A 26,926-nucleotide genomic window follows, 5' to 3' on the forward strand; every position below is an offset into this window, starting at 1 on the left:
TGCTGCTTGCGGCTCCGGCCGCGACAGGGAGTACAGCAAGAACCCGCCTGACCTCTGGTCAGTGCGGGTTTTGTCGTTTGCGCAGGCGTTTGTGCATGTGTTTCATGCGCGATGCCGTGCGACGAAGATATTGTTGCGCCGGCAATGGGCGTAAAAAAAGGCAGGACGCGCCTGCCTTTTTGATGGAGCCGGAAAGATTACTTGGCGGCTGGTGCCGAAGCTTCAGCGGAAGCCGATGCCGAAGCAGCTTTCTTGGCCTTCTTGGCTTTCTTGGCTTTCTTCGCAGGAGCAGCGGCTTCAGCGGAAGCGGATGCGGAAGCAGCGGAAGCCATCGGAGCGGAAGCAGCAGCGGATGCCGACGCTGGAGCAGCGGCGAAAGCGGAAGCGGCGAACAGGGATGCAACCAGAGCAGCGATGATTTTAGACATGTCAGTTCCTTTGGCGGTTGAAGAAAACAAGGATTCAAGTGAATCTGCTCTCCTTAACGTGGGCTGGAAATTGTCGGTTGACATGATTTTTCAAAAAAATTGCAGATTGTCTGAAAAATTTTTGTTGCGCCGCAATGTGGCCCCGTCCGCGCCGTCCCCGCCATTCCCGAATGGTCCCGGTTAACCCGGCGATGCGCCGACCAGTTCGGCCGGCGTCACCTCGCGCCATTCGCCCGGCATCAGCGGGTGGCTGGCCAGCGAGATGGCGCCGATGGCGCTGCGCACCAGCCGCAGCGTGGGCAGGCCGACGGCCGCCGTCATGCGCCGCACCTGGCGGTTCTTGCCTTCCTGCAGCGTGATGGCCAGCCAGCTGGTGGGCTGGTCGGCGCGCTGGCGGATCGGCGGGTTGCGCGGCCACAGCCATTCCGGCTCAGCGATGCGCACAGCCTTGCACGGCTGGGTGGTGAAGTCGCCCAGGTTGATCGGCGCCTGCAGCCGCGCCAGGCTGTCGGCGTCCGGCACGCCTTCCACCTGCACCAGGTAGGTTTTCGGCTGCTTGTGGTCGGGATGGGCGATGTCGTGCTGCAACTTGCCATCGTCGGTCAGCAGCAGCAGTCCTTCGCTGTCGGCGTCGAGCCGGCCGGCCGGGTAGATGTTGGGGATCTTCAGGTAGTCGGCCAGGGTAGGGCGTCCTTCCTGCGGCGAGAACTGGCACAGAACCTGGAACGGCTTGTTGAATAGTATCAAAGACATATTTATTAGAGGATCAATTGTGGTGTAGGCTTAATCGCCGGCGACGAAAAAGCCATAGCGCCTGGCAAAATACTGGTGCATAATGTGAAACGCCTGTCTTATGTCTTATAGAAGACTGAGAGAAAACCGTGGTAAATTGGTAATAATTCAGATTGCAGATCATGCCCTGGGAGCGCAACGACGTTGTCGCTTGCCGAGCGTCCACTTCGGAGAACACGATGTATCAACATATCAAAGTACCTGCTGACGGCCAGAAAATCACCGTCAATGCCGATTTTTCCCTGAATGTACCAGATAACCCCATCGTTCCCTACATCGAGGGTGACGGCACCGGCGTCGACATCAGCCCCGTGATGATCAAAGTGATCGACGCGGCTGTGGAGAAGGCCTATGGCGGCAAGCGCAAGATCAGCTGGATGGAAATCTACGCCGGCGAGAAGTCGACCACCGTGTACGGCCCGGATGTGTGGCTGCCCGACGAGACGCTGCAAGTACTGAAAGACTACGTGGTCTCCATCAAGGGCCCGCTGACCACCCCGGTCGGCGGCGGCATCCGTTCGCTCAACGTGGCGCTGCGCCAGCAACTGGACCTGTACGTCTGCCTGCGCCCGGTGCGCTACTTCACGGGCGTGCCTTCGCCGGTGAAAGAGCCTGAGAAGACCGACATGGTGATCTTCCGCGAGAACTCGGAAGACATCTACGCCGGCATCGAGTGGGCCGAAGGTTCGGACAACGCCAAGAAACTGATCGACTTCCTGGTCAAGGAAATGGGCGTGACCAAGATCCGCTTCCCGGAAACCTCGGGCATCGGCATCAAGCCAGTGTCGCGCCAGGGTACGCAGCGCCTGGTACGCAAGGCGATCCAGTACGCGATCGACAATGACAAGCCATCGGTGACCATCGTTCACAAGGGCAACATCATGAAGTACACGGAAGGCGGCTTCCGTGACTGGGCCTACGAACTGGCCCAGAAGGAATTCGGTGCCGAGCTGATCGACGGCGGCCCATGGTGCAAGTTCAAGAATCCCAAGACCGGTCGTGAGATCACGGTCAAGGATTCGATCGCTGATGCATTCCTGCAACAGATCCTGCTGCGTCCGGCCGAGTACAGCGTGATCGCCACCCTGAACCTGAACGGCGATTACATCTCGGACGCGCTGGCGGCCCAGGTGGGCGGCATCGGCATCGCGCCGGGCGCCAACCTGTCGGACTCCGTGGCCATGTTCGAAGCCACCCACGGCACCGCACCGAAATACGCGGGCAAGGATTATGTGAACCCTGGTTCGCTGATCCTGTCGGCCGAGATGATGCTGCGCCACATGGGCTGGACCGAGGCGGCCGACCTGGTGATCGATTCGATGCAGAAATCGATCGCCTCCAAGCGCGTCACCTACGACTTCGCCCGCCTGATGGAAGGCGCGACCCAGGTGTCGTGCTCGGGCTTCGGCGACGTGATGATCGCTAATATGTAAGTGACGGCGCGGTTCGCGCCGTGCTGCCTGCAAGCCCCGTCCTCGCGAGAGGGCGGGGCTTTTTGCTGGGCGCCGGCATGAACGACAGCGTGACGCGGATGCAACAGCGGACCCGGCGTGCGGACGAAAAAAAACCCCGCAGGGCGGGGTTTTCGACTTCCGAAGTGGGCGCTTACGCCGACTGGATGTTGGAAGCTTGCTTGCCTTTAGGGCCTTGCGTGACTTCGAACTGAACTTTTTGACCTTCTTTGAGGGTCTTGAAACCGTTCATGTTGATCGCGGAGAAGTGAGCGAACAAATCTTCGCCGCCGTCATCTGGAGTGATGAAGCCAAAACCTTTGGAATCATTGAACCACTTAACAGTACCTGTTGCCATAAAAAGAACTTTCAAATAAAAACTGATCACACGAGCCATAAAGGCAAGAAGCTTCTTGCCCCCTCCTCACGCCTCACTTCTTATCAACATGTACATTTCTGCACAGAGTCGATAACGCATTGTTAGCGCGTGGATTTTTAAAGTCAAGCGCTTTCGAGGGGCTTTTGCTATTTTTAAGACAATTGGCATAAAAACAACTCTTGAATTCGCCGCCCCGGGCGCCATCTGCGCGGGGATGAGAAAACGCGTAAGATGGACAACAAATGGATATGCGCTGAGAAATGCGCATTGCATCAATCCCGAAAGCATTAGAATATAAGCGTATGGCAACCAAGCATGATACTGAAACCCTGCTGGAGCGGCAGACGCTGAAGCCGCCACCTCTGTACCAGGTGGCGTTGCTCAATGATGACTACACGCCGATGGAATTCGTCGTGGCCATCATCCAGGAGTATTTCAACAAGGACAGAGAAACGGCCACGCAAATCATGCTCAGCGTGCACCAGCACGGCAAGGGCGTGTGTGGCGTGTTTTCCAAGGACATAGCCTGTACCAAAGTGGAGTTCGTTTTAACGCATGCGCGCAAGGCAGGCCACCCCCTGCAGTGTGTGATGGAGGAAGTATGATCGCGCAGGAATTAGAAGTAAGTTTGCACATGGCGTTTGTCGAAGCCCGACAGGCACGGCACGAATTCATCACGGTCGAGCATTTGCTGCTGGCGCTGCTGGACAACCCGTCGGCGGCTGAAGTGTTGCGCGCCTGCGCCGTCAACATCGAGGACTTGCGCAAGACGCTGGCCAACTTTATCGGCGACAACACGCCCACCGTGCCCGGCACGGGCGAGGTCGATACCCAGCCCACGCTCGGTTTCCAGCGCGTGATCCAGCGCGCCATCATGCACGTGCAGTCCGCGTCCAACGGCAAGAAGGAAGTGACGGGCGCCAACGTGCTGGTGGCCATCTTCGGCGAGAAGGACTCGCACGCCGTCTACTACTTGCACCAGCAGGGAGTGACCCGGCTGGACGTGGTCAACTTCATCTCGCACGGCGTGCGCAAGGACCAGGCTTCGGAAAGCGCCAAGGCGTCCGAAGGCGTGGAAGAGGGCGCACCGTCCGATGGCCAGCAGAAGGAAAGCCCGCTCGACCAGTTCACCCAGAACCTCAACAAGGCCGCCGCCGAGGGCAAGATCGACCCGCTGATCGGCCGCGAGGACGAGGTCGACCGCGTGATCCAGGTGCTGTGCCGCCGCCGCAAGAACAACCCGCTGCTGGTCGGTGAGGCCGGCGTGGGTAAGACCGCCATCGCCGAAGGCCTGGCCTACCGCATCACGCAGAACGACGTACCGGACATCCTGCAGCACGCCGTCGTCTATTCGCTCGACATGGGCGCGCTGCTGGCCGGCACCAAGTACCGCGGCGACTTCGAGCAGCGCCTGAAGGCCGTGCTCAAGCAGCTCAAGGACAACCCGAACGGCATCCTGTTCATCGACGAGATCCATACCATCATCGGCGCCGGTTCGGCGTCGGGCGGCACGCTGGATGCGTCCAACCTGCTGAAACCGGCCCTGGCCAACGGCCAGCTCAAGTGCATCGGCGCCACCACGTACACGGAATTCCGTGGCGTGTTCGAGAAGGACCATGCGCTGAGCCGCCGCTTCCAGAAAGTGGATGTGAACGAGCCGACCGTCGAGCAGACCGTGCAGATCCTGCGCGGCCTCAAGTCGCGCTTCGAGGAGCACCACGGCGTCAAGTATTCGTCGTCGGCGCTGTCGACGGCGGCCGAGCTCGCGGCCCGCTTCATCAACGACCGCCATCTGCCCGACAAGGCCATTGACGTGATCGACGAGGCCGGTGCCGCGCAGCGCATCCTGCCGAAATCGAAGCAGAAGAAAACCATCGGCAAGACCGAGATCGAGGACATCATCTCCAAGATCGCGCGCATCCCGCCGCAGACCGTCAACCAGGACGACCGCAGCAAGCTGCAGACCATCGACCGCGACCTGCGCAACGTCGTGTTCGGGCAGGACCCCGCCATCGAAGCGCTGGCCTCGGCCATCAAGATGGCGCGCGCCGGCCTGGGCAAGACCGACAAGCCGATCGGCTCCTTCCTGTTCTCCGGCCCCACCGGCGTCGGCAAGACGGAAGTGGCCAAGCAGCTGGCCTTCATCCTCGGCATCGAGCTGATCCGCTTCGACATGTCCGAGTACATGGAGCGCCACGCTGTGAGCCGTCTGATCGGCGCGCCGCCCGGCTACGTGGGCTTCGACCAGGGTGGTTTGCTGACCGAAGCCATCACCAAGAAGCCGCACGCCGTGCTGCTGCTGGACGAGATCGAGAAGGCGCACCCGGACATCTTCAACATCCTGCTGCAGGTGATGGACCATGGCACGCTGACCGACAACAACGGACGCAAGGCCGACTTCCGCAACGTGATCATCATCATGACCACCAACGCGGGCGCCGAGAGCTTGCAGAAGACGTCGATCGGCTTCACCACCACCAAGCAGGCGGGCGACGAGATGGCCGACATCAAGCGCATGTTCACGCCGGAGTTCCGCAACCGTATCGACGCCACCATCAGCTTCCGTGCGCTGGACGAGGAGATCATCCTGCGCGTGGTCGACAAGTTCCTGATGCAGCTGGAAGAACAGCTGCACGAGAAGAAGGTGGAAGCCATCTTCACCGAGAAGCTGCGCAAGTTCCTCGCCAAGAAAGGCTTCGACCCGCTGATGGGCGCACGCCCGATGTCGCGCCTGATCCAGGACATGATCCGCAAGGCGCTGGCCGACGAGCTGCTGTTCGGCCGCCTGGTGACCGGTGGCCGGGTGACGGTGGATCTGGACGACAAAGACCAGGTCAAGCTGGAATTCCCGGAATCGGACGCCGCGCCGACGCCGCCGCCGGAGACGGTGGAAGTGGACTAAGCCGCAGGCCGGCGCACAAAAAAACCCGCATCGTTCGATGCGGGTTTTTTTTTAAGGGCTAAGGAATTGATTTCACTTGCCATGGGGGGGCGTTGCCGGGCTGGCTACAAAAGGAGTGGTTGCGGGAAGGGGCGTGCCCCGAGTCACCGACGGATTCTCCAGATGTCCAGTGCTGGGTTTTCCAGATCCGCTTTTTAGCAATTTCAGATAAGGTGAAAATACGGATCGCACAACCAATTGATTGTACAGGTATTTTTTGTAAAAATTTGAGATAATTAGTGACAGTGCTGTCAATAATTTTGGGGTGACCATGGATAGTCCTAAATTCGAACACTTCGATCTCAAGTTGCACAACCCATCATTTGACTCACCGCTGGTCGATGTTGTCACTGAACTTGAGCATCTTCGACGGCTGCAGCTCGGCGGAACTACACCGCCAGAAGTCTTCTTTCAGCTGAAACAGATATTTCATCTTCTCGAAAGTTTAGGATCTGCACGTATTGAAGGCAACCATACAACACTGGCTGACCTTGTCGAGTCCACTGTGCAAGGCGGCCTCGAGGACGGCGACCAGATGAAGGAAATCACCAACATCGAAGAAGCCATGAGGTACGTCGAAGAAGCAATGCAGCCAGGCGCACCTCTCACCGAAACGTTCATACGAGATCTGCACGGCATCGCTGTCAACGGTCTGGAACGTGAGGGCGATAAGACACCGGGCGCTTACCGCGAAAGCCCAGTAAAAATAGCGATGTCGGCACATCTACCGCCTGAAGCGATAGCCGTGCCTCAATACATGAGGGAATTGACAGAATTCGTTAATACCCCGTCAGCGCCCAAGTACGACTTGATTAAAGTCGCCCTTGCACACCATCGTTTCGGCTGGATACATCCATTTTCCAACGGAAACGGTCGAGTCGTCCGCCTGCTAACTTACGCGCTGCTCATTAAGTACGGCTTCAACGTCAAGGACGGTCGCGTGCTCAATCCCACTGCAGTCTTCTGCAACGACAGAGAGCGTTACTATCAGATGCTGGGCGCCGCTGATACCGGACAAACCGAAGGTATCGACATATGGTGTACCTATGTGCTGGAAGGAATTCTGACCGAACTAAGAAAAGTAGATCGACTGACCCAGTACGACTATCTGGAGCAACGCATCCTCAAGCCGGCGCTGTCTATCTCGCGCGAGCGACAGCTCATCACGATTGACGAGTATCACGTGCTCCTTGAGGTCGTAAAACTAAAAACCGCAAAGTCAGGAGACCTAAAGCTGGTGATGCCAAAGCTCACCGATAATCAGCGAACCTACCAAATCAGAAAACTAGTGGATCAGAAAATGCTGCAACCGATCTATGAGGGAGCCAGGCAGTACTCTATCTGCTTCACAAACAACTACCTGCTGCGCGGCGTAATCAAGGCGTTGACTGACGAAGGATTCATTTCGAACGCCCTTGAGGCTTGACGTCTCCCCCCCCAAACAGCGCTTTTAACCGCGCCGGCGGCGCGCCCGCAGCGGAAACGCGAACCACAGGCCGAGCAGCAGAGCCAGTGTGGCCGCCGTGCCGGCCGCGCTGAGCGCATAGGACGGCGCGACCAGGTACAGCACCACCGCCATATCGAGCGCCAGCCCGCCGGCCAGCGGCGCCAGCGCGGCGCAGATGAACCACGAAGACAGTCTGACGGTCTGTTCCGATACCTGGTGCGATTCGACGATGCGATGGTAGGCCGCTGGCGCCATCGCCAGCGCGATGGACAGCACCACCAGCGCCAATGCCAGCAGGTGGCAGAGTTGCATTGCCCCGGGCAGGTCGAGGAAGCGCTGGTTGAATACGGCGATGGTCTGGAAGCCGAACAGCGCCTGTATGCCGGGCAGCACCATGCGCGCTTCCTCGATCACGTTGCGCATCTGCTCTTTCAGCGTATTGGGTTCGTATTGGCTTGGCATCGCGCCCCGGCTCCAATGGCCCGCACGATGCGCACGGACTCGCCTCTCTAGGATAGGCTGCGCACGATTGAAGGCCAAGCTGTGACAGGCGTGCGCCGCTGTAGCAGTCGTTCGACTGATACAGCATGTGCGCGTACGCGGCGCCTTGTGCCTTTTCCATGCCGTGCGGCGCTTCTAGACTGGGGCCTTCTCAACGCGATGACTGCATGCCATGACCGAACTCCTGCCCCTGATGAGCTATTGCTTTGTGATGTCGGCCACGCCCGGACCGAACAACGTCATGCTGGCCACCACCGGCGCCAATTTCGGCTATCGAAGCGCGCTGCCGGTTATCCTCGGCATCCAGGTCGGCATCTTCGTGCAGACCATGCTGATGTGCGTGGGGCTGGGCAGCGTATTCGTCGCGTACCCGATGGCGCAGCAGGTGCTGCGGATCGCGGGTGCGCTGTACATGATATTTTTGGCCTGGAAGCTTACCGGCGCCTCGGTGGCGGGGACCAGCGCGCCGAAGGCCGTGTCGTTTGCGCAGGCGGCGCTGTTCCAGGCGCTGAACCCCAAGAGCTGGCTCAAAGCCGTCACCATGGCATCGGTCTTCATGCCTGCACAGGGCAACATGTTCGTCAACGCGCAGTTGGTGGCCGTGATCGGCACCGTGGTGGGCGTGCCGTGCAACGCCATGTGGGCATTGTTCGGCGTCTCGATCCGTAGCCTGCTGAAAGCACCGCGCAACCAGCGCATCTTCAACCTGGCGATGGGCGCCATCCTGCTGGTCCTCGCCGTGACGTTTTTACGCTAGACTTCGACCATGTTCTCCATCGACCGCTCCTCACCCGTTGCCCTGTTCAAGCAGATCGAGGACGCATTGCGTCAGCAGATCGCGCAACGCGTCCTGCCCGGCGGGACCAAGCTGCCGTCGATCCGCCAGCTCGCCACGCAGCTCGCGGTGAGCACCAACACCGTGGTGGTGGCGTATGACAGGCTGGTGGCCGCAGGCGTCATCGACACGCACGGCACGGCGGGCTTCTTCGTCTGCGCAGCAGCGGACGCCAGCCGCGCCATTCCCGACGAGGTGGCGCTGGAAGCGGGGCAGGAGCAGGAGCCGGTCTGGCTGATCCAGCAAGTGAACGACCAGCGCCCGGGCGTGCTGCTGGCCAGCAGCGGCGCCTTGCCGCCCACCTGGCTGCAGGACGCGCTGCCGGCGGCCGCCGTGCAACGTGGCCTGGCGCGCAGCGCGGCCGGCATGGCCTCGCGCTGTCCGCCGCAAGGGCTGGCCGAACTGCGCGAGCAGATCGCGCTGCTGTTGCGCGGCATTGGCATCGCTGCCGACGCCAATCACATCCTCACCACGTTCGGCGCTACCCATGCCATCGATCTGATCTGCCGCACATTCCTACAGCCCGGCGATACGGTGCTGGTGGAAGACCCCGGATACTTCCTGATGTTCGGCAGGCTGCGCCAGGACGGCGTGCGCCTGGTGCCCATCACGCGCCGACCTGATGGCCTCGACCTGGACGAACTGGAAGCCGCCTGCCGCACGCACCGTCCACGCCTGCTGTTTGTGCAGACGGCGTTGCACAATCCCACCGGCTGGAGCAGCAGCGCCGCCAACTTGCACAAAGTGCTGAACATGGCGCAGCAGTATGGCGTCCTGATCGCCGAAGACGACGTGCACGGCCATTTCCAGCAGGGCCACAGCGCGCGGCTGGCATCGCTGTCCGGACTGGACGGCGTGATCTACTACTCCAGCCTGTGCAAGGCGCTGAGCCCGGCCCTGCGCATGGGCTATCTGGCTGCGGCGCCCGCCCTGCTCAAGCTGCTGATGCGAACCAAGATCCACTCCATCATGACGTTGCCTGCGCTGAACGAATACGTGCTGCTGGAAGTGCTCAAGGCCGGCAACCTGCGCAAGCACCTGGAGCGGCTGCAACGCAAGATCATGGTGGCGCGCAACGCCAGCACGCGGCAACTGAGCGCGGCCGGCGTGAGGTTCGAGCAGCCCGGCGACGCAGGCATTTTCCTGTGGGGCACCATGCCCGAAGGGCTGGACGTGGACTTGCTGGTGCAGGACGCCTACCGCAACAAGATCCTGTTGATGCGCGGCGCCGCGTTCTCGGCCAACGACACGCCCGACCAGCATATCCGCTTCAACGTCGTCTTCAGCCAGCATCCCCGCGTGAGCGCCTACCTTGAAGAGCGCCTGCGCGCGGTGGCTGGCGCGCGCTCAAGCCTGGCCCGTGTTAGTGGCGCTGCCAGCATCGCGGGCAAGTCCTGAGTGTCAGGTCAGGTTCACAGTTGTTAAACCGGTAGATCAACAGTCGGAAAGCGAAAAATGTATAAACATCACTTCATTACGTTCGCAATGTTCGTTGTCGCTGCAGGGCTTTGGTATGTAGGAATGCAAACCAGCGCAACGGTGGCGTTGGTGGGCGGGAGCGTATTCGAATTGATTGGATGGAAACGATTGATGAAGAATCGGAAGAATACTTAGACCTCCACGGAACGGCTGCAACGGGGTGCTGACCAACTGAGGTTGTTGCTCGTCAGGCCGCGTCTGTCAGATCAAGCTCGAGTCATGTCAACCTGGCCTTTCTCTCATCCTTCCCCGCCACCCTCGGCGCGTAGTTTGCGCCACAGCGTCGTGCGGCTGATGCCCAGGTAGTTGGCGGCGGCGTCGCGGCGGCCGCCAAAACGGGCCAGCACCGCCGTCACCGACTCGGCCGGGACGGGCACGGGTGTTGGATAGGTGGCGCCGGACGAGGCGCCGGGGAGGGCAGAGGGCATGCTGTCGGACGTAGAGAGAGGCTGGGGCGGCGCCGCGGGCGGATACATGACCGGCGGCAGAACGATGCCATCCAGTCCGCCGTCGGCACGCGCGCGCGGCAGCAGTTCCGGCGCCACATTCTGCACGAAGGCGGGCGTGAGCGCCTGCAATGGCTCGGCCGCCAGGAACAGGGCCAGCCGCTCCATCAGGTTGCGCAGCTCGCGTACATTGCCCGGCCAGTCGTACTGGCGCAGCAGCGGCGCGCACGCCATGATCTCGGCGTGCAGGTTGGGGTGGGGCCGCGCGCCCAGCGCCGCCAGCGCATTCTTGAGGGACCATTCGGCCAGCCCTATCACATCGTCCTCGCGCGCGCGCAGCGGCGGCAGCGACAGCCGCAGCACGGCCAGCCGGTAGAACAGGTCGGCCCTAAAGCGCCCGTCGCGCACGCGTTGTTCCAGGTCGCAGTGGGTGGCGCTGATGATGCGCACGTTGACGGCGATCGGTCGCGTGCCGCCCACCCGCACCACTTCGCGTTCCTCCAGCACCCGCAGTAGCCGCGTTTGCAGCGTGAGCGGCATTTCGCCTATCTCGTCGAGGAACAGCGTGCCCCGGTTGGCCGCTTCGAACAGGCCCGCGTGGCCGCCGCGGCGCGCGCCCGTGAACGCGCCTTCCTCGTGGCCGAACAGTTCCGATTCGAGCAGCGATTCGGCGATGGCGCCGCAGTTCACCGCCACGAACGGCCGGTTCTGGCCCAGGATGCGCGGGCTTTCGCGGTGGATGGCTTGCGCCACCAGTTCCTTGCCACAGCCCGTTTCGCCTTGGATCAGCACCGTGGCCGGCGATTTCGCGTACAGCACCACGGACTGCCGCAGCGCCTCCATGGCGGCCGATTCGCCGCGCAAGTCGTTCAGGCCATGCTTGGCGCGCAGCGTGTCGGCCACCACCACGCGCCGGCTGCGGTTCACTTCCAGCTGGGTCAGGCGCGCCATCTCCAGCGCGTCGTCAAAGGCTTGTCGTATCGAGGCGGCTGAGTAGACGAACACGCCCGTCAATCCCGCTTCCTCGGCCAGATCGGTAATCAGGCCTGCGCCCACGATGGCCTGGATGCCGGCTGCTTTCAGTTCGTTGATCTGGGCCCGCGCATCTTCCTCGGTGACGTAGGTGCGCTGCGCGATGTCGAAGCCGAAGGTGGCGGCGAATTCGGCCAGCTCCGGCAGCCGTTCCTGGTAGGTGATCACGCCGATGCGTTCGGTCACCCGGCGCGCGCGCGCCAGCGCCTGCATCACGTCGAAGCCGCTGGCCTTGGCGATCACCACCGGCACCGACAGCCGTCCCTTTAAATAGGCGGCGTTGGAGCCGGCCGCGATCACGGCGTCGCAGCGCTCGGTCGCCATCCGCTCGCGGATGTGGCGGGCCGCTTCGTCGAAGCCCAGGTTGATCGGTTCGATGGTGGCCAGGTCGTCGTATTCGAGCGTGATGTCGCGGAACAGGTCGAACAGGCGCGACACCGACACGGTCCAGATCACGGGCTTGTCGGTGTTGTCCAGGGGTAGGGGAGTGGAATGGCGCATGCCGCCATTGTACGCCAGTTCCGTTTCAATGTTTCATGGTGAAACGTTTTTGAAACATAAAAGCAACGTCGTTGCAACGCGATATGCTTGCGTACTCAAGTGTCCTGCCGCCCGGTCAAGCGCCAAGTGTTTGATTTTGCTGAGTTTGCCCGCCGGTAAGGCATCGCGTCACCCGTTGGCACGTCCCTTGCAATACCTGTTCGCAACGCGCCACGGCGCAACCAACCGCAAGCACACAAGCACAACGAAAGGTCAGACATGAGCCAATATTCCGCCGGCGCCGCATTCCGCAAAGCCGTACAAGAAGAATCCCCGCTGCAGGTGGTGGGCGCCATCAACGCCAACCACGCCCTGCTGGCCAAACGCGCCGGCTTCAAGGCCATCTACCTGTCCGGTGGCGGCGTGGCCGCCGGTTCGCTGGGCCTGCCCGACCTGGGCATCTCCAGTCTGGACGACGTGCTGACCGACGTGCGCCGCATCACCGACGTGTGCGACCTGCCGCTGCTGGTGGACGTGGACACCGGCTTCGGTTCTTCGGCCTTCAACGTGGCGCGCACCGTCAAGTCCATGATCAAGTTCGGCGCGGCCGCCATCCACATCGAAGACCAGGTCGGCGCCAAGCGCTGCGGCCACCGTCCGAACAAGGAAATCGTGACCAAGCAGGAGATGGTCGACCGCATCAAGGCCGCCGTGGACGCCCGCACCGACGAGAACTTCGTCATCATGGCCCGCACCGACGCGCTGGCCGTGGAAGGCCTGGAATCGGCCCTGGACCGCGCCATCGCCTGCGTGGAAGCGGGCGCCGACATGATCTTCCCGGAAGCGATCACCGACCTGCCGATGTATTCCCAGTTCGCCAAGGCCGTCAAGGTGCCGGTGCTGGCCAACATCACTGAATTCGGCGCGACCCCGCTGTACACGGTGGACGAGCTGCGCGGCGCCGACGTGGGCCTGGTGCTGTATCCGCTGTCGGCCTTCCGTGCCATGAACAAGGCAGCCGAAAACGTCTACGGCGCGATCCGCCGCGACGGCACCCAGAAGAACGTGGTCGACACCATGCAGACCCGCATGGAACTGTACGAGCGCATCAACTACCACAGCTTCGAGCAAAAGCTCGACGCGCTGTTCGCCGCATCGAAGAAATAAGCATCGCCCCTTATCGCAATCTGCAATCGCAATCCGCAATCGCAAACTACACATAGAACATCTGGAGAGATCAAATGAGTGCTGAACAAGTCGCTACCTTCAAGCCCAAAAAATCCGTTGCCCTGTCGGGTGTGACCGCCGGTAATACCGCGCTGTGCTCCGTCGGCAAGACCGGCAACGACCTGCACTACCGTGGTTACGACATCCTGGACGTGGCCAACACTTGCGAATTCGAAGAAATCGCTTACCTGCTGGTGCACGGAAAGCTGCCGACGGCCGCTGAACTGAAAGGCTACAAGGGCAAACTGAAATCGCTGCGCGGCCTGCCGCAGTCGGTCAAGTCGGCGCTGGAAGCGCTGCCTGCCTCGGCCCACCCGATGGACGTGATGCGCACCGGCGTGTCCGTGCTGGGTTGCACCCTGCCTGAAAAAGATGACCACAACGTGCCGGGCGCGCGCGACATCGCCGACCGCCTGATGGCATCGTTCGGCTCCATGCTGCTGTACTGGTACCACTTCAGCCACAACGGCAAGCGCATCGAGGTGGAAACGGACGACGACTCGATCGGCGGCCACTTCCTGCACCTGCTGCACGGCGAGAAGCCATCCGAGTCGTGGGTCAAGGCGATGCACACCTCGCTGATCCTGTACGCTGAGCACGAGTTCAACGCCTCCACCTTCACCGGCCGCGTCATCGCCGGCACGGGTTCGGACATCTACTCGGCCATCACCGGCGCCATCGGCGCGCTGCGCGGTCCCAAGCACGGCGGCGCCAACGAGTTCGCGTTCGAGATCCAGAAGCGCTACGAGAACCCGGACGAAGCCGAAGCGGACATCCGTAACCGCGTGGCCAACAAGGAAGTGGTGATCGGCTTCGGCCACCCTGTGTACACCATCTCCGACCCGCGCAACGTGGTGATCAAGGAAGTGGCGCACAACCTGTCCAAGGAAGCCGGTTCGACCAAGATGTTCGACATCGCAGAACGCCTGGAATCGGTGATGTGGGAAGTGAAGAAGATGTTCCCGAACCTGGACTGGTTCTCGGCCGTGTCCTACCACATGATGGGCGTGCCGACCGCCATGTTCACGCCGCTGTTCGTGATCTCGCGCACCTCGGGCTGGGCTGCCCACATCATCGAGCAGCGCATCGACAACAAGATCATCCGCCCAAGCGCCAACTACGTCGGCCCGGACGACCTGCAATTCGTGCCTATCTCCGACCGCAAGTAATCGCCAGTATTGGAAGCGAACATGAATACTCAATTCCGCAAGAACCTGCCGGGCACCAAGCTCGATTACTTCGACGCGCGCGCCGCTGTCGACGCGATCCAGCCTGGCGCCTACGACAAGCTGCCGTACACCTCGCGTGTGCTGGCCGAGAACCTGGTGCGCCGCTGCGAGCCGGCCACGCTGAACGCGTCGCTGTCGCAGCTGATCGAGCGCAAGCGCGACCTGGACTTCCCATGGTTCCCGGCGCGCGTGGTGTGCCACGACATCCTGGGCCAGACCGCACTGGTGGACCTGGCCGGCCTGCGCGACGCCATCGCCCAACAGGGCGGCGACCCCGCCATGGTCAACCCCGTGGTGCCGACCCAACTGGTGGTCGACCACTCGCTGGCCGTGGAATGCGGTGGCTTCGATCCGGACGCCTTCGCCAAGAACCGCGCCATCGAAGACCGTCGTAACGAAGACCGCTTCGACTTCATCAACTGGACCAAGAAGGCGTTCAAGAACGTCGACGTGATCCCGCCCGGTAACGGCATCCTGCACCAGATCAACCTGGAACGCATGTCGCCCGTGGTGCAGGTGAGCGATGGTGTGGCCTATCCTGACACGCTGGTGGGCACCGACTCGCACACCCCGATGGTGGACGCGCTGGGCGTGATCGCCGTCGGCGTGGGCGGCCTGGAAGCGGAGAGCGTGATGCTGGGCCGCGCCTCGTGGATGCGCCTGCCCGACATCATCGGCGTGGAGCTGACCGGCAAACCACAACCGGGCATCACCGCCACCGACACGGTGCTGGCGCTGACCGAATTCCTGCGCAAGGAAAAAGTGGTGTCGTCGTACCTGGAGTTCTACGGTGAAGGCGCGTCCGCGCTGACGCTGGGCGACCGCGCCACCATCGCCAACATGGCGCCTGAATTCGGCGCCACGGCGGCCATGTTCTACATCGACGAACAGACCATCAAGTACCTGAAGCTGACCGGCCGCGACGATGAACTGGTCAAGCTGGTGGAGCAGTACGCCAAGCAAACCGGCCTGTGGGGCGATACCCTGAAGGCGGCCGAATACGAGCGCGTGCTCAAGTTCGACCTGTCGACCGTGGTGCGCAACATCGCCGGTCCGTCCAATCCGCACAAGCGCGTGCCGACCTCCGAGCTGGCCGCGCGCGGCATCAGCGGCAAGGTGGAGAATGAGCCTGGCAAGATGCCCGACGGCGCCGTCATCATCGCCGCCATCACCAGCTGCACCAACACCAACAACCCGCGCAACATGATCGCCGCCGGCCTGCTGGCCCGCAACGCCAACGCGCGCGGCCTGACCCGCAAGCCATGGGTGAAAAGCTCGCTGGCGCCCGGCTCCAAGGCTGTCACGCTGTACCTGGAACAGGCCAACCTGATGGACGACCTGGAAAAGCTGGGCTTCGGTGTCGTCGCTTACGCCTGCACCACCTGCAACGGCATGTCCGGCGCGCTGGACCCGGTGATCCAGAAGGAAGTGGTGGACCGCGACCTGTACGCCACCGCCGTCCTGTCGGGCAACCGCAACTTCGATGGCCGCATCCACCCGTACGCCAAGCAGGCCTTCCTGGCTTCGCCGCCGCTGGTGGTGGCCTACGCCATCGCCGGCACCATCCGCTTCGACATCGAGAAGGATGTGCTGGGCCATGACGCGCAAGGCAATCCTGTGACGCTGAAGGACATCTGGCCGTCGGACGAGGAGATCGACGCGCTGATCGAAGCCAGCGTCAAGCCGGCCCTGTTCAACCAGGTCTACATCCCCATGTTCGCCAAGCAGGCCGACGATGGCGTCAAGGTCAGCCCGCTGTACGACTGGCGCGCGCCGAGCACCTACATCCGCCGTCCGCCGTACTGGGAAGGCGCATTGGCCGGCGAGCGCACGCTCAAGGGCATGCGTCCGCTGGCGGTGTTGGGCGATAACATCACCACCGACCACCTGTCGCCGTCGAACGCCATCATGCTCGACAGCGCGGCCGGCGCCTACCTGGCCAAGATGGGCCTGCCGGAGGAGGACTTCAACTCCTACGCCACCCACCGCGGCGACCACCTGACGGCGCAGCGCGCTACTTTCGCCAATCCGACGCTGAAGAACGAGATGGTGCTGGAAGACGGCAAGGTCAAAGCCGGCTCGCTGGCCCGCGTCGAACCGGAAGGCAAAGTGATGCGCATGTGGGAAGCCATTGAGACCTACATGGAGCGCAAGCAGCCGCTGATCGTGATCGCCGGCGCCGACTACGGTCAGGGCTCCTCGCGTGACTGGGCCGCCAAGGGCGTGCGCCTGGCCGGCGTGGAAGCGATCGTGGCCGAAGGCTTCGAGCGCATCCACCGCACCAACCTGGTGGGCATGGGCGTGCTGCCGCTGGAGTTCCAGCCCGGCGTGAACCGCAACACCCTCAACATCGACGGTACCGAGACCTACGACGTGATCGGCGAGCGCACCCCGCGCGCGACGCTCACGCTGGTGATCCACCGCCGCGATGGCTCGCAGGTGAACGTGCCCGTGACCTGCCGCCTCGACACGGCAGAAGAGGTGTCGATCTACGAAGCGGGCGGCGTGCTGCAGCGTTTCGCGCAGGACTTCCTGGAATCGTCCAAGGCCGCGTAATGCGCGCCCAGGACTGATCGTTCGGCACGGCAGGCGGTACGGCGACGTACCGCCTGTCTTTTTTAGGAATACATCATCATGACCCACGTACCACAGATCAAAGTCCCCGCCACCTACATGCGCGGCGGCACCAGCAAGGGCGTGTTCTTCCGCCTGCAAGACCTGCCAGAAGCGGCGCAAGTGCCCGGCGCCGCGCGCGACGCGCTGCTGCTGCGCGTGATCGGCAGCCCCGACCCCTACGGCAAGCAGATCGACGGCATGGGCGGCGCCACGTCCAGCACCAGCAAGACCGTGATCCTGGCCAAGAGCAGCAAGCCTGACCACGACGTCGATTACCTGTTCGGCCAGGTGTCGATCGACAAGGCCTTCGTGGACTGGAGCGGCAACTGCGGCAACCTGTCGGCCGCCGTTGGCGCGTTCGCCATCAGCGGCGGCCTGGTGGACGCCAGCCGCGTTCCGCAGAACGGCATCGCCACCGTGCGCGTGTGGCAGGCCAACATCGGCAAGACCATCATCGCCCACGTGCCCATCACGAACGGCGCGGTGCAGGAGACGGGCGACTTCGAGCTCGACGGCGTGACTTTCCCGGCGGCCGAAGTGCAGCTCGAATTTATGGACCCGGCGGCCGACGAGGAGGGCGGCGGCGGTTCCATGTTCCCGACCGGGAACCTGGTGGACGACCTGGAAGTGCCCGGCGTGGGCACGCTCAAGGCCACCATGATCAACGCCGGCATCCCCACCATCTTCGTCAACGCGGAAGCCATTGGCTACACGGGCACGGAGCTGCAGGACGCCATCAATGGCGACGCCAAGGCGCTGGCCATGTTCGAGACCATCCGCGCCCACGGCGCGCTGCGCATGGGCCTGATCAAGGAGCTGGACGAGGCGGCCAAGCGCCAGCACACGCCCAAGGTGGCCTTCGTGGCCGCACCCAAGGATTACGTGTCCTCCAGCGGCAAGCAGGTGGCGGCGGCCGACGTGGACCTGCTGGTGCGCGCGCTGTCCATGGGTAAGCTGCACCATGCGATGATGGGCACGGCGGCCGTGGCCATCGGCACGGCGGCCGCCATCCCGGGCACGCTGGTGAACCTGGCTGCCGGCGGCGGTGAGCGCAACGCGGTGCGTTTTGGCCACCCGTCGGGCACCCTGCGCGTGGGCGCGGAAGCGAGCCAGGCGAACGGCGAGTGGAGCGTGACCAAGGCCATCATGAGCCGCAGCGCGCGTGTGCTGATGGAGGGCTGGGTGCGGGTGCCGGGCGACAGTTTCTAAGCGCTGCACTGCGCTAAACCGCGCTGCACTGCAACATGGCGCCGCTCTTGCGGCGCCTTTTTTTTGTCCGTGTTTTTTGCCCGCCGCCGCCGGTGTAAATCTATTTGCATGATCCGTATCATTTTGCTCATTTGGCGTTTCGGCGTAAGCGAACGGTAAGGGAGCGGGTCTAATCTGGACTCAGCCTGAAATAAAGGCATTACAAAAAATGAAGGAGACTGCAATGCACGACGATTTGGTTCAAAAGATAAAAGCGGACCCCAGCTACCAGAAGCTGGTTTCGGCCCGTTCCCGCTATGGCTGGACGCTGACGTGGCTGATGATGGCCGTGTACTACGGCTTCATCCTGTTGATCGCGTTCGACAAGGAGTTGCTGGCCACCCGCATCGGTAGCGGTGTGATGACCTGGGGTATGCCCATGGGCCTGTTCGTGATCGTGTTTACGGTCCTGATCACGGGCATCTACGTGCGCCGCGCCAACGGCGAATTCGACGAACATACGGCGGCTATCCGCGCACGGGTGCAGCCATGATGAATTTCAAACGCATGCTGGCCGCGCTGGCCATGCTGGGCGTGGCAGGTGGCGCGCTGGCCGCTGGCGCCGACCTGGGCCAGGCTGAGAAGCAGGCCACCAACTGGACCGCCATCATCATGTTCGGCGTGTTCGTCATCTTCACGCTGTTCATCACCAAGTGGGCAGCCGCCAAGACCAAGTCGGCGGCAGACTTCTACACGGCCGGCGGCGGCATCACCGGCTTCCAGAACGGCCTGGCCATCGCGGGCGACTACATGTCGGCTGCCTCCTTCCTCGGTATTTCCGCCGCCGTGTTCCTGAACGGTTACGATGGCCTGATCTACGCCATCGGCTTCCTGGTCGGCTGGCCTGTCATCACCTTCCTGATGGCTGAGCGCCTGCGTAACCTGGGCCGCTTCACCTTCGCCGACGTGGCGGCTTACCGCTTCCAGCAAAAGCCGATCCGTATCTTCTCCGCTTGCGGCACGCTGGTGGTGGTGGCGTTCTACCTGATCGCCCAGATGGTGGGCGCGGGCCAGCTGATCAAGCTGCTGTTCGGCCTGGACTACTGGGTCGCCGTGGTGCTGGTCGGCACGCTGATGATGGTCTACGTGCTGTTCGGCGGCATGACGGCCACCACCTGGGTGCAGATCATCAAGGCCGTGATGCTGCTGGCCGGTGCTTCGTTCATGGCTTTCGTGGTGCTGGGCCAGTTCAATTTCAGCCCCGAGGCGCTGTTCGCCAAGGCCGTTGAAGTGCACAGCAAGAAGGACGCCATCATGGGTCCGGGCACCTTCATCAAGGACCCCGTGTCGGCCATCTCGTTCGGCATGGCGCTGATGTTCGGTACCGCCGGCCTGCCACACATCCTGATGCGCTTCTTCACCGTGCCTAGCGCCAAGGAAGCACGCAAGTCCGTGTTCTGGGCCACCACCTGGATCGCCTACTTCTACATCCTGACCTTCATCATCGGCTTTGGCGCCATCGTGCTGGTGTCGACCAATCCCGAGTTCAAGGACGCCGCCGGCAAGATGCTGGGCGGGACCAACATGGCAGCTATCCACCTGGCCAAGGCCGTGGGCGGCAACGTGTTCCTGGGCTTCATCTCGGCTGTGGCTTTCGCCACCATCCTGGCCGTGGTGGCCGGCCTGACCCTGTCGGGTGCATCGGCTGTGTCGCACGACCTGTACGCCACCGTGATCAAGAAGGGCCAGGTCACCAGCTGGGAAGAACTGCGCGTCTCGCGTGCCACCACCATCGTGCTGGGCATCATCGCTGTCGCGCTGGGCATCCTGTTCGAGAAGCAGAACATCGCCTTCATGGTGTCGCTGGCCTTCGCCATCGCCGCTTCGGCCAACTTCCCGGTGCTGTTCATGTCCGTGCTGTGGAAGGATTGCACCACCCGCGGCGCCACCATCGGCGGCTTCATGGGCCTGATCACGGCCGTAGTGCTGACCGTGCTGTCGAAATCGGTGTGGGTCGATGTGCTGGGTCATAAGGACGCCTGGTTCCCTTACGCTTCGCCCGCCATCTTCTCGATGACGGCAGGCTTCGTGGGCATCTGGCTGTTCTCCATCCTCGACAAGAGCCCACGCGCCCGCATCGACCGCGCCGGCTTCGAAGCGCAGGAAATGCGTTCCGAGACGGGCATCGGCGCCGCCGCCGCCTCCGCGCACTAAGCACAGCGTCATTTCTCCGACAGCCCCGGCCCGCAAGGTCCGGGGCTGTTTTTTTTTATAACGCCGTGCGCACGGAGCATGAATAGAGGAAGCCGTCGGCTTGCCAAGTGGAAAATGGGGGCAATGTGGTTTATGATCTGGACATGACGCTGCCGTCGCGAGGGCAGCGTTTTTTACATGGGGCGCCAGGTGACCACGAACGACGTTTCGACCAACCCAGAATGCGTGGCCGATGCTTTGCAGCTGATCGGCGTGCCCGCGTGCGCCTGTGACGGGGCGGGTGTGGTCCGGGCGGCGAACGGCGAGCTGGCGGCCCTGCTGGGGCGCGATCCCGTGGGGGCACCCGTGGCGGAGCTGTTCGCGCGCCACGTACGGGCCGACAGCGGGGTGCAGCTCAACACGGCCCTGGGTGCGGCGCAAGGCCGCCAGTGGGACAGTTGCCTGAGCTGCGCCGGCGGCCAGTACATCGCCGTGCGGGCCTGGGCCAAGCCGTTGCCGGGGAACGGCGACGGCGGCGCCACCATCGTGTTCCAGGATGTGAGCGCCGTGCAGCGCGACCACAAGGCGTTGCGCAAGACGCTGCTCGAACAACAGGCCATCCTCGACAACGCCGCCGTCGGCATCATGTTCAGCAAGGCCAGCGTGATCCAGGAGTGCAATCTGCGCTGCGCCGACATGCTCGGCTACGCGCGCCACGAGCTGGAAGGCGAGGGCACCGTGGTGGTCCATGTGTCCGCGCAGGCCCACATTGAACTGGGGCGCGAGGCCGGGCCGCCGCTGCGGCGCGGCGAATCCTTCACCACCGAGATGCAGTTGCGCCGCAAGGACGGCTCGTTGTTCTGGGCCCGATTGTTCGGGCGCGCCGTCGATCCCCAAAACACCGACGATGGCACGGTCTGGATCATCGAGGACATCGACGAGCGCCGCCGCGACGAGGAAAAGCTGCGCCGCACGCTGCTGGAAATGCAGGCCATCATGGACAGCGCGCCGCTGGCCATCGGCTTCCAGCGCGATGACCGGGTGCTGCGCTACAACCAGCGCTTCGGTGAATTCTTCGGCTTCGAAGGCGACAGCGGCGTGGGCCGGCTCACCTCTGAACTGTATCCTTCGACCGAGGCCTTCGAGGCCGTGGTGAAGAAGGCGCGCCCCCTGCTGGCGCGCGGCAAACCGTTCCAGGCCGAGATGGAGATGCGGCGCCAGGACGGTTCCACCTTCTGGGCCCATGCTTTCGGCTACGTGATCAATCCGGGCCGCACCCAGCAGGATTCGATCTGGATCTTCGACGACCGCAGCGCGCAAAAGAAGGCCGAGGAGGACACCAAGCAGCTGCTGCTGGAGCAGAAGGCGATCCTGGACAACGCCTCGGTCGGCATCCTGTTCTCCAAGGCGCAGCACATGCTCAGTTGTAATCCGCGCCTGGCCGAGATGTTCGGTTATACGCGCGAGGAGATGATGGGCCTGCACGCGTCGATCGTGTTTCCCTCGCCCGAGGCGTATGCGAAATTCGGCCTGGAGGCCAGCCCGCTGCTGGGTTGCGGCCTGCCGTTCGAGCGCGACGAATTCCAGTTCAAGCGCAAGGATGGCTCGCTGTTCTGGTGCCGGGTGCGGGCCAAGGCGGTGGACGCGGAGCACAGCGACGGCGGCACCATCTGGATCCTGGAGGACGTGAGCGAGAGCCGCGAGACCAAGATGGAGGTCGAGGCCATCATGACCAACGCCTCGATGGCCATCCTGTTCACCAAGAACCGCGTCATCACGCGCTACAACCGCGGCTTCGGCGAGATGTTCGGCTACCATGCCGACGAGGCGCTGGGCTTGCCGGGGCGCGCGCTTTATCCCTCGCAGCAGGCCTACGATGAACTGGGTGCGGCCGCCTCGCCGCTGCTCTCGGTGGGCAAGCCGTTCCAGACGGAAGTGGAGATGCAGCGCCAGGATGGCAGCGTGCTGTGGGCGCAGCTGATCGGCTACGTGGTCAATCCGGCCGATCCGACCCAGGGCACGATCTGGATCATCGAGGACCGCAGCGAACAGCGCCAGGCCGAGGAAACGCTGCGCAACGCGCTGCTGGAAAACCAGGCCATCCTCGACAGCGCGGTGCTGGGCATCTCGGTGGTCGAGCATGGCCACAATCTGCGCTGCAACAGCAAGATGGAGGAGCTGTTCGGCTACGAGCCGGGCGGCATGAACGGCCTGTCGGTGCAAGCCTTCTACGCCGACAAGGCGGCCTGGCAGCGCGCGCGCGCCGAGACGGCCGACGACTTCCTGGCCGGGCGCGTCAACATGTCCGAATACCAGCTGGTGCGCAAGGATGGCAGCACGTTCTGGGCCCGGCTGTCGGGCCGCCCGTTCGACCTGAGCAAGCCGCGTGGGCGTTCCGTGTGGCTGGTGGACGACATCACGGCGCGGCGCGAGGCAGCCGAAGCGGTCAGCCGCGCGCGTGACGAGCTGGAAGTGCGGGTGCTGGAACGCACGGCCGAACTGGCCGGCGCCAATGCGCTGCTGCAGGGCGAGATCGTCGAACGGCGCCAGGCCGAGGCGCGCGTGCACCACATGGCCTACCATGACAGCCTGACGGGCCTGCCCAACCGCGCCCTGCTGGCCGACCGGCTGGACCGGGCCATGCTGGCGGCCCAGCGCTCCGAGCGCAAGCTGGCCGTGATGTTCATCGACCTCGATCGCTTCAAGACCATCAACGATTCGCTCGGCCACATGACGGGCGACCAGCTGCTCAAGGAAGTGGCCAGCCGCCTGTGCCGCGCCGTGCGCGCCAGCGACACCGTGGCCCGCTTGGGCGGCGACGAGTTCGTGGTGCTGGTGCCCGGCATCCGCAACGTGGACGAGGCGGTCAACGTGGCCGAGAAGATCATCGCCGCGCTGTCCGATGCGTTCCCGCTGGAGGGGCGCAACCTGCACATCACGCCGTCGATCGGCATCTGCGTCTATCCGGACGATGGCGGCGACGTGGAAACCCTGATGCGCCACGCCGACGCGGCCATGTACCACGCCAAGGCCAGCGGCAGGAACAATTACCAGTTCTTCACCCAGACCATGAACCTGGCGGCGGCCCGCCACTTCGAGCTCGAAAGCAGCTTGCGCAGCGCGCTGGCGCAGGACCAGTTCGAGCTGCACTACCAGCCCATCATGGATATCGGCACGCGCCGCCTGCACGCGATGGAGGTGCTGCTGCGCTGGCGCGGCCCTGACGGCGAGCTGGTGATGCCCGACCATTTCATCCCCATCATCGAGGAGAATGGGATGATCGTGCCGATCGGCGAATGGGTGATCCGCACGGCCTGCCGGCAAAGCATGGAATGGCAGCGCCAGGGCTTGCTGCCGGTGCCGCTGGCCGTCAACCTGTCGGCGCGCCAGTTCATGCACCGCGGCCTGATCGACTCGATCCGCACCATCCTGGACGAGACGGGCATCGCGCCCGGCCTGCTCGAATTCGAGATCACCGAAACGGCGCTGATGCAGCACGGCGAACAGACGCTCGACATCCTGGGCCAGATCAACGCCATGGGCATCCGGCTGTCGATCGACGATTTCGGCACCGGCTATTCCAGCCTGGCCTATCTGAAGCGGTTCCCGGTCAAGAAGATCAAGATCGACCGCGCCTTCATCAAGGACCTGGAGCAGAGCGCCGAGGATGGCGCCATCGTGGACGCCATCATCGCCCTGTCGGGCAGCCTGCAGTTGTCGGTGGTGGCCGAAGGGGTGGAGACGGAAGGGCAGTACACGCTGCTGCAGCGCAGCGGCTGCCAGTACGCGCAGGGCTATCTGTTCTCGCAGCCGGTGCCGCATACGACGGCCCAGCTGCTGCTGCCGCGCGCCTGAGCGCGGCCGGCGCCCGCGCGATCAATCAGTCAATCAATCGATGGTGGCGATCACCGGCGCGTGGTCGGACGGCTGTTCCCATTTACGCGGTTCACGGTCGATCACGCAGGCGCTGCAGCGCGCCGCCAGCGCCGGCGACAGCAGGATATGGTCGATGCGCAGGCCTTTGTTGAGGCGGAAGCCCAACTGGCGGTAGTCCCACCAGCTGAACGACTTGTCGGCCTGTTCGAACAGCCGGAACGCATCCTTGAGTCCCAGTTCGTTCAGGCGCAGCAGCGCGGCCCGTTCCTGGTCCGACACCAGCACCTGGCCGGCCCAAGCCACGGGGTCGTGCACGTCGCGGTCTTCGGGGGCGATGTTGTAATCGCCCAGCACGGCCAGTTGCGGATATTGCTGCGCTTGCTCATAGAGCCAGTCGCGGAACGCGGCCAGCCAGCCCAGCTTGTAGCCGTACTTTTCCGAGTCCACGCTCTGGCCGTTGGGCACGTAGGCGCACACGATGCGCATGCCGTTGATGGTGGCGGCCAGGATGCGCTGCTGGGCATCCTCGTAGTGGGGGTTGTTCTTGACCACGTCCGTGATCGGCAGGCGCGACAGGATGGCCACGCCGTTATAGGTTTTCTGGCCCGTGTACACCACCTGGTAGCCGGCGGCCTCGATGGCGGCGGCGGGGAACTTGTCGTCCGTCAGCTTCGTTTCCTGCACGCACAGCACGTCGACGGGGTTGGCTTCCAGCCATTTGAGCACGTGCGGCAGGCGCACGTTGAGCGAGTTCACATTCCAGGTCGCTATTTTCATGATAGGGGCATTCCTTGCGAGTTCGGTGAGGGCATGTGCCCGGTGTGCGCGCATCTTACCGCAACCACGGGCGCGGCGTGCCGGGAACGGCGGCCAGGCGCCCAAGCATGCCGCCGCACACTGGGGAGTGGCACGAATCGGACAGGTATGCGATGATAATAATCAACAAATTGTTTAACTGTCGTGTTTTACAAAAAAACATCAAAAACCTTTGTGTCTTGACCGTCTGTGGTTCTAGAATGTTGCAAAATCGGGTAAAAGGAAAAATAATTGCCGATTATGCTTCATTGTTATCAAAATAGTACTAGAATCAGTTAACAGTGCGGCCAAAGAGCAATATACTTAGACCACCAGCGTTAAAAACTTTTGTTTCCACATGGCAATCAAAACAGGTGCACAATAGCGTACACTATATGTTGTAGTACGTTAATAGATGGTACTATTTGGAAATATTTGTCGTTTAACAGTGAACTATGCGCGAAGCATTTGTAAAGGAAAAAAATGCGTACTGCATTTGAAGCATGGGCGCAGAAGGATGGCCATATTGTCCGCCGGCGCGAAGACAAGCCAGACGAGTATCTGGTCTACGAAACCCAACGTCGCTGGGTCATCTGGCAGGCGGCGCTCGAACACGGCAAAACGCCGGGCGGGCGCAAGACGGCTGCGCAAAAGGCAGCCGCAGCGGAGAAGGCGGCTGTCAGCGCCCGCTCCGCCGTGCAACGGGCTCCGTCCATCAATCCGGACGAGGCAACCGTGCGCACCCAGGTGCTCAACGAGGTGCTCGATGCGTTCTCCACCCTCGGGGGCGAGCGCGGCATGGAGGACATCCTCAAGGTGATCCAGGGCCTGAAGCAGAAACAGCAGCAGAAAGAAGTGGCCGAGGAACGGATGGCCGTCAAGAAGAACGACTGACGGCTATGCGCTTTCGTCACTACAAAGGGGGCGTCTACGAGCTGGTATGCGAGGCGACCCTGGAGGCGGACCTGACGCCCATGATCGTGTATCGTGCGGCCGATGGTTCGGTGTGGGTGCGGCCCAAGGACGTCTTCTTCCAGCTGATCGAAGTGGACGGCGTTATGGTGCAGCGCTTTGCGCCCATTAACTGAGCGTATGGCGAAGCCTGTGTCACGCTATTTCCTCGCCCTGGCCCTGCTGTGCGGGGCCGCCGCCGTCCGGGCCGAGAACATCGGCTCGGTCGATACGGCGTTCCAGTTGCTGGGGCCGGACCACAAGGTGGTGGTGGAAGTGTTCGACGACCCGCGCGTGGGTGGCGTCAGTTGCTACCTGTCGCGCGCCAAGACGGGCGGCTTCAAGGGCGCCATCGGCGTGGCCGAAGACAAGGCCGAAGCTTCCGTCGCCTGCCGCCAGGTGGGCGAAATTCATTTCAACGGCGAGCTGCCCAAGCAGGAAGAAGTGTTTTCCGAGCGGGCCTCCATCCTGTTCAAGCATGTGCGCGTGGTGCGCATGGTGGACCCCAGGCGCAACGCCCTGGTCTACCTGGTCTATTCCGATCGCCTGATCGACGGCAGCCCCAAAAACAGCGTGACGGCGGTGCCCGTTCCTGCCAATATGCCTGTGCCCCTGCGGCGAAAATAATTCCCTGTCGCGG

Annotated in this window: 22 protein-coding genes; 17 read left to right on the top strand and 5 right to left on the bottom strand. The window is 62.8% G+C overall.

Annotated elements, in window-relative coordinates; all coding sequences use genetic code 11:
* The first annotated feature begins 201 nt into the window (after positions 1–201).
* Entirely contained in the window at positions 202–612 is a 411-nt protein-coding gene (locus tag H3H37_RS08865; RefSeq protein WP_182161501.1) for a hypothetical protein, read from the top strand.
* On the opposite strand, the gene H3H37_RS08870 is transcribed toward H3H37_RS08865, so the two are convergent.
* On the bottom strand, positions 609–1,181 hold the full coding sequence (locus H3H37_RS08870) for a pseudouridine synthase (RefSeq protein WP_182161503.1): 573 nt from the start codon (positions 1,179–1,181) through the stop codon (positions 609–611). The two genes, H3H37_RS08865 and H3H37_RS08870, sit on opposite strands and share 4 nt — an antisense overlap.
* Positions 1,182–1,399: 218 nt before the next feature.
* Here H3H37_RS08870 and icd point away from each other — a divergent pair, with 218 nt between their 5' ends.
* Positions 1,400–2,653, top strand: a complete 1,254-nt coding sequence (gene icd, locus H3H37_RS08875; protein WP_182161505.1) for an NADP-dependent isocitrate dehydrogenase — start codon at positions 1,400–1,402, stop codon at positions 2,651–2,653.
* 172 nt (positions 2,654–2,825) lie between these two features.
* Here the strand turns inward: icd and cspE are convergent, their stop codons facing one another.
* Positions 2,826–3,029 carry a transcription antiterminator/RNA stability regulator CspE gene (gene cspE / locus H3H37_RS08880; RefSeq protein WP_008446468.1) on the bottom strand — a complete coding sequence of 68 codons (204 nt, stop codon included), beginning with the start codon at positions 3,027–3,029 and terminating at the stop codon, positions 2,826–2,828.
* Between the two features lie 323 nt (positions 3,030–3,352).
* On the opposite strand from cspE, the gene clpS reads away from it, so the two are divergent.
* From clpS to H3H37_RS08895, 3 genes are all read left to right on the top strand, one after another.
* Entirely contained in the window at positions 3,353–3,655 is a 303-nt protein-coding gene (gene clpS / locus H3H37_RS08885; protein WP_182156907.1) for an ATP-dependent Clp protease adapter ClpS, read from the top strand.
* Positions 3,652–5,952: an ATP-dependent Clp protease ATP-binding subunit ClpA gene (clpA, locus tag H3H37_RS08890; RefSeq protein WP_182161507.1), complete on the top strand. Its 2,301-nt coding sequence runs from the start codon at positions 3,652–3,654 to the stop codon at positions 5,950–5,952. The genes clpS and clpA overlap by 4 nt, the downstream gene beginning before the upstream one ends.
* Positions 5,953–6,262: 310 nt before the next feature.
* The gene (locus tag H3H37_RS08895) at positions 6,263–7,417 is read left to right on the top strand and encodes a Fic family protein (RefSeq protein ID WP_182161509.1); all 1,155 of its coding nucleotides are present in this window, start codon (positions 6,263–6,265) and stop codon (positions 7,415–7,417) included.
* A 24-nt stretch (positions 7,418–7,441) separates the two neighbouring features.
* Here H3H37_RS08895 and H3H37_RS08900 read toward each other — a convergent pair whose 3' ends face one another.
* On the bottom strand, positions 7,442–7,900 hold the full coding sequence (locus tag H3H37_RS08900; protein ID WP_229218740.1) for a DUF6328 family protein: 459 nt from the start codon (positions 7,898–7,900) through the stop codon (positions 7,442–7,444).
* A 211-nt stretch (positions 7,901–8,111) separates the two neighbouring features.
* Here H3H37_RS08900 and H3H37_RS08905 point away from each other — a divergent pair, with 211 nt between their 5' ends.
* On the top strand, positions 8,112–8,696 hold the full coding sequence (locus H3H37_RS08905) for a LysE family translocator (RefSeq protein WP_182161511.1): 585 nt from the start codon (positions 8,112–8,114) through the stop codon (positions 8,694–8,696).
* Between the two features lie 9 nt (positions 8,697–8,705).
* Positions 8,706–10,172 carry an aminotransferase-like domain-containing protein gene (locus tag H3H37_RS08910; protein ID WP_182161513.1) on the top strand — a complete coding sequence of 489 codons (1,467 nt, stop codon included), beginning with the start codon at positions 8,706–8,708 and terminating at the stop codon, positions 10,170–10,172.
* A 320-nt stretch (positions 10,173–10,492) separates the two neighbouring features.
* Here H3H37_RS08910 and prpR read toward each other — a convergent pair whose 3' ends face one another.
* Positions 10,493–12,232: a propionate catabolism operon regulatory protein PrpR gene (prpR, locus tag H3H37_RS08915; protein ID WP_182161515.1), complete on the bottom strand. Its 1,740-nt coding sequence runs from the start codon at positions 12,230–12,232 to the stop codon at positions 10,493–10,495.
* Positions 12,233–12,490: 258 nt separating this feature from the next.
* Here prpR and prpB point away from each other — a divergent pair, with 258 nt between their 5' ends.
* From prpB to H3H37_RS08950, 7 genes are all read left to right on the top strand, one after another.
* A complete protein-coding gene (gene prpB, locus H3H37_RS08920; protein WP_182161517.1) occupies positions 12,491–13,378 on the top strand; it encodes a methylisocitrate lyase in 888 nt (295 codons plus the stop codon).
* 74 nt (positions 13,379–13,452) lie between these two features.
* A complete protein-coding gene (gene prpC, locus H3H37_RS08925) occupies positions 13,453–14,607 on the top strand; it encodes a bifunctional 2-methylcitrate synthase/citrate synthase (protein WP_182161519.1) in 1,155 nt (384 codons plus the stop codon).
* Positions 14,608–14,628: 21 nt separating this feature from the next.
* Positions 14,629–17,223, top strand: a complete 2,595-nt coding sequence (acnD, locus tag H3H37_RS08930; RefSeq protein WP_182161521.1) for a Fe/S-dependent 2-methylisocitrate dehydratase AcnD — start codon at positions 14,629–14,631, stop codon at positions 17,221–17,223.
* Between the two features lie 78 nt (positions 17,224–17,301).
* Positions 17,302–18,492 (top strand): 2-methylaconitate cis-trans isomerase PrpF, encoded by a 1,191-nt coding sequence (prpF, locus tag H3H37_RS08935; protein WP_182161523.1) that lies wholly within the window; start codon positions 17,302–17,304, stop codon positions 18,490–18,492.
* Between the two features lie 223 nt (positions 18,493–18,715).
* The gene (locus H3H37_RS08940; protein WP_182161525.1) at positions 18,716–19,024 is read left to right on the top strand and encodes a DUF485 domain-containing protein; all 309 of its coding nucleotides are present in this window, start codon (positions 18,716–18,718) and stop codon (positions 19,022–19,024) included.
* Complete coding sequence (locus H3H37_RS08945) at positions 19,021–20,685, top strand: cation acetate symporter (RefSeq protein WP_182161527.1); 1,665 nt, start codon at positions 19,021–19,023, stop codon at positions 20,683–20,685. Before H3H37_RS08940 ends, H3H37_RS08945 begins: the two co-directional genes overlap by 4 nt.
* A gap of 189 nt (positions 20,686–20,874) precedes the next feature.
* The gene (locus H3H37_RS08950; protein ID WP_311197432.1) at positions 20,875–24,519 is read left to right on the top strand and encodes a sensor domain-containing protein; all 3,645 of its coding nucleotides are present in this window, start codon (positions 20,875–20,877) and stop codon (positions 24,517–24,519) included.
* Positions 24,520–24,552: 33 nt separating this feature from the next.
* Here H3H37_RS08950 and xth read toward each other — a convergent pair whose 3' ends face one another.
* A complete protein-coding gene (gene xth / locus H3H37_RS08955) occupies positions 24,553–25,317 on the bottom strand; it encodes an exodeoxyribonuclease III (protein ID WP_182161531.1) in 765 nt (254 codons plus the stop codon).
* A 501-nt stretch (positions 25,318–25,818) separates the two neighbouring features.
* Here xth and H3H37_RS08960 point away from each other — a divergent pair.
* The 3 genes from H3H37_RS08960 to H3H37_RS08970 are packed head-to-tail and all read left to right on the top strand — an operon-like array spanning position 25,819 to position 26,913.
* Positions 25,819–26,229 (top strand): phiTE_015 family protein, encoded by a 411-nt coding sequence (locus tag H3H37_RS08960; protein ID WP_182161533.1) that lies wholly within the window; start codon positions 25,819–25,821, stop codon positions 26,227–26,229.
* A gap of 5 nt (positions 26,230–26,234) precedes the next feature.
* Entirely contained in the window at positions 26,235–26,423 is a 189-nt protein-coding gene (locus H3H37_RS08965) for a DUF1653 domain-containing protein (RefSeq protein WP_182161535.1), read from the top strand.
* Positions 26,424–26,427: 4 nt separating this feature from the next.
* Positions 26,428–26,913 carry a CreA family protein gene (locus tag H3H37_RS08970; RefSeq protein WP_182161537.1) on the top strand — a complete coding sequence of 162 codons (486 nt, stop codon included), beginning with the start codon at positions 26,428–26,430 and terminating at the stop codon, positions 26,911–26,913.
* The last annotated feature ends 13 nt before the right edge of the window (positions 26,914–26,926 follow it).

The sequence above is a fragment of the Rugamonas brunnea genome, assembly GCF_014042345.1.
In the GTDB taxonomy this organism is placed as follows: domain Bacteria; phylum Pseudomonadota; class Gammaproteobacteria; order Burkholderiales; family Burkholderiaceae_D; genus Rugamonas; species Rugamonas brunnea.

Excerpts from the sequence above, each read along its gene's own strand:
- acnD (WP_182161521.1), top strand. The coding sequence starts at position 14,629 with ATGAATACTCAATTCCGCAAGAACCTGCCGGGCACCAAGCTCGATTAC.
- prpB (WP_182161517.1), top strand. The coding sequence starts at position 12,491 with ATGAGCCAATATTCCGCCGGCGCCGCATTCCGCAAAGCCGTACAAGAA.
- H3H37_RS08945 (WP_182161527.1), top strand. The coding sequence starts at position 19,021 with ATGATGAATTTCAAACGCATGCTGGCCGCGCTGGCCATGCTGGGCGTG.
- H3H37_RS08940 (WP_182161525.1), top strand. The coding sequence starts at position 18,716 with ATGCACGACGATTTGGTTCAAAAGATAAAAGCGGACCCCAGCTACCAG.
- prpF (WP_182161523.1), top strand. The coding sequence starts at position 17,302 with ATGACCCACGTACCACAGATCAAAGTCCCCGCCACCTACATGCGCGGC.
- clpA (WP_182161507.1), top strand. The coding sequence starts at position 3,652 with ATGATCGCGCAGGAATTAGAAGTAAGTTTGCACATGGCGTTTGTCGAA.
- xth (WP_182161531.1), bottom strand. The coding sequence starts at position 25,317 with ATGAAAATAGCGACCTGGAATGTGAACTCGCTCAACGTGCGCCTGCCG.
- H3H37_RS08870 (WP_182161503.1), bottom strand. The coding sequence starts at position 1,181 with ATGTCTTTGATACTATTCAACAAGCCGTTCCAGGTTCTGTGCCAGTTC.
- H3H37_RS08970 (WP_182161537.1), top strand. The coding sequence starts at position 26,428 with ATGGCGAAGCCTGTGTCACGCTATTTCCTCGCCCTGGCCCTGCTGTGC.
- H3H37_RS08900 (WP_229218740.1), bottom strand. The coding sequence starts at position 7,900 with ATGCCAAGCCAATACGAACCCAATACGCTGAAAGAGCAGATGCGCAAC.
- icd (WP_182161505.1), top strand. The coding sequence starts at position 1,400 with ATGTATCAACATATCAAAGTACCTGCTGACGGCCAGAAAATCACCGTC.
- H3H37_RS08960 (WP_182161533.1), top strand. The coding sequence starts at position 25,819 with ATGCGTACTGCATTTGAAGCATGGGCGCAGAAGGATGGCCATATTGTC.
- H3H37_RS08895 (WP_182161509.1), top strand. The coding sequence starts at position 6,263 with ATGGATAGTCCTAAATTCGAACACTTCGATCTCAAGTTGCACAACCCA.
- prpC (WP_182161519.1), top strand. The coding sequence starts at position 13,453 with ATGAGTGCTGAACAAGTCGCTACCTTCAAGCCCAAAAAATCCGTTGCC.
- cspE (WP_008446468.1), bottom strand. The coding sequence starts at position 3,029 with ATGGCAACAGGTACTGTTAAGTGGTTCAATGATTCCAAAGGTTTTGGC.
- clpS (WP_182156907.1), top strand. The coding sequence starts at position 3,353 with ATGGCAACCAAGCATGATACTGAAACCCTGCTGGAGCGGCAGACGCTG.
- H3H37_RS08910 (WP_182161513.1), top strand. The coding sequence starts at position 8,706 with ATGTTCTCCATCGACCGCTCCTCACCCGTTGCCCTGTTCAAGCAGATC.
- H3H37_RS08965 (WP_182161535.1), top strand. The coding sequence starts at position 26,235 with ATGCGCTTTCGTCACTACAAAGGGGGCGTCTACGAGCTGGTATGCGAG.
- H3H37_RS08905 (WP_182161511.1), top strand. The coding sequence starts at position 8,112 with ATGACCGAACTCCTGCCCCTGATGAGCTATTGCTTTGTGATGTCGGCC.
- prpR (WP_182161515.1), bottom strand. The coding sequence starts at position 12,232 with ATGCGCCATTCCACTCCCCTACCCCTGGACAACACCGACAAGCCCGTG.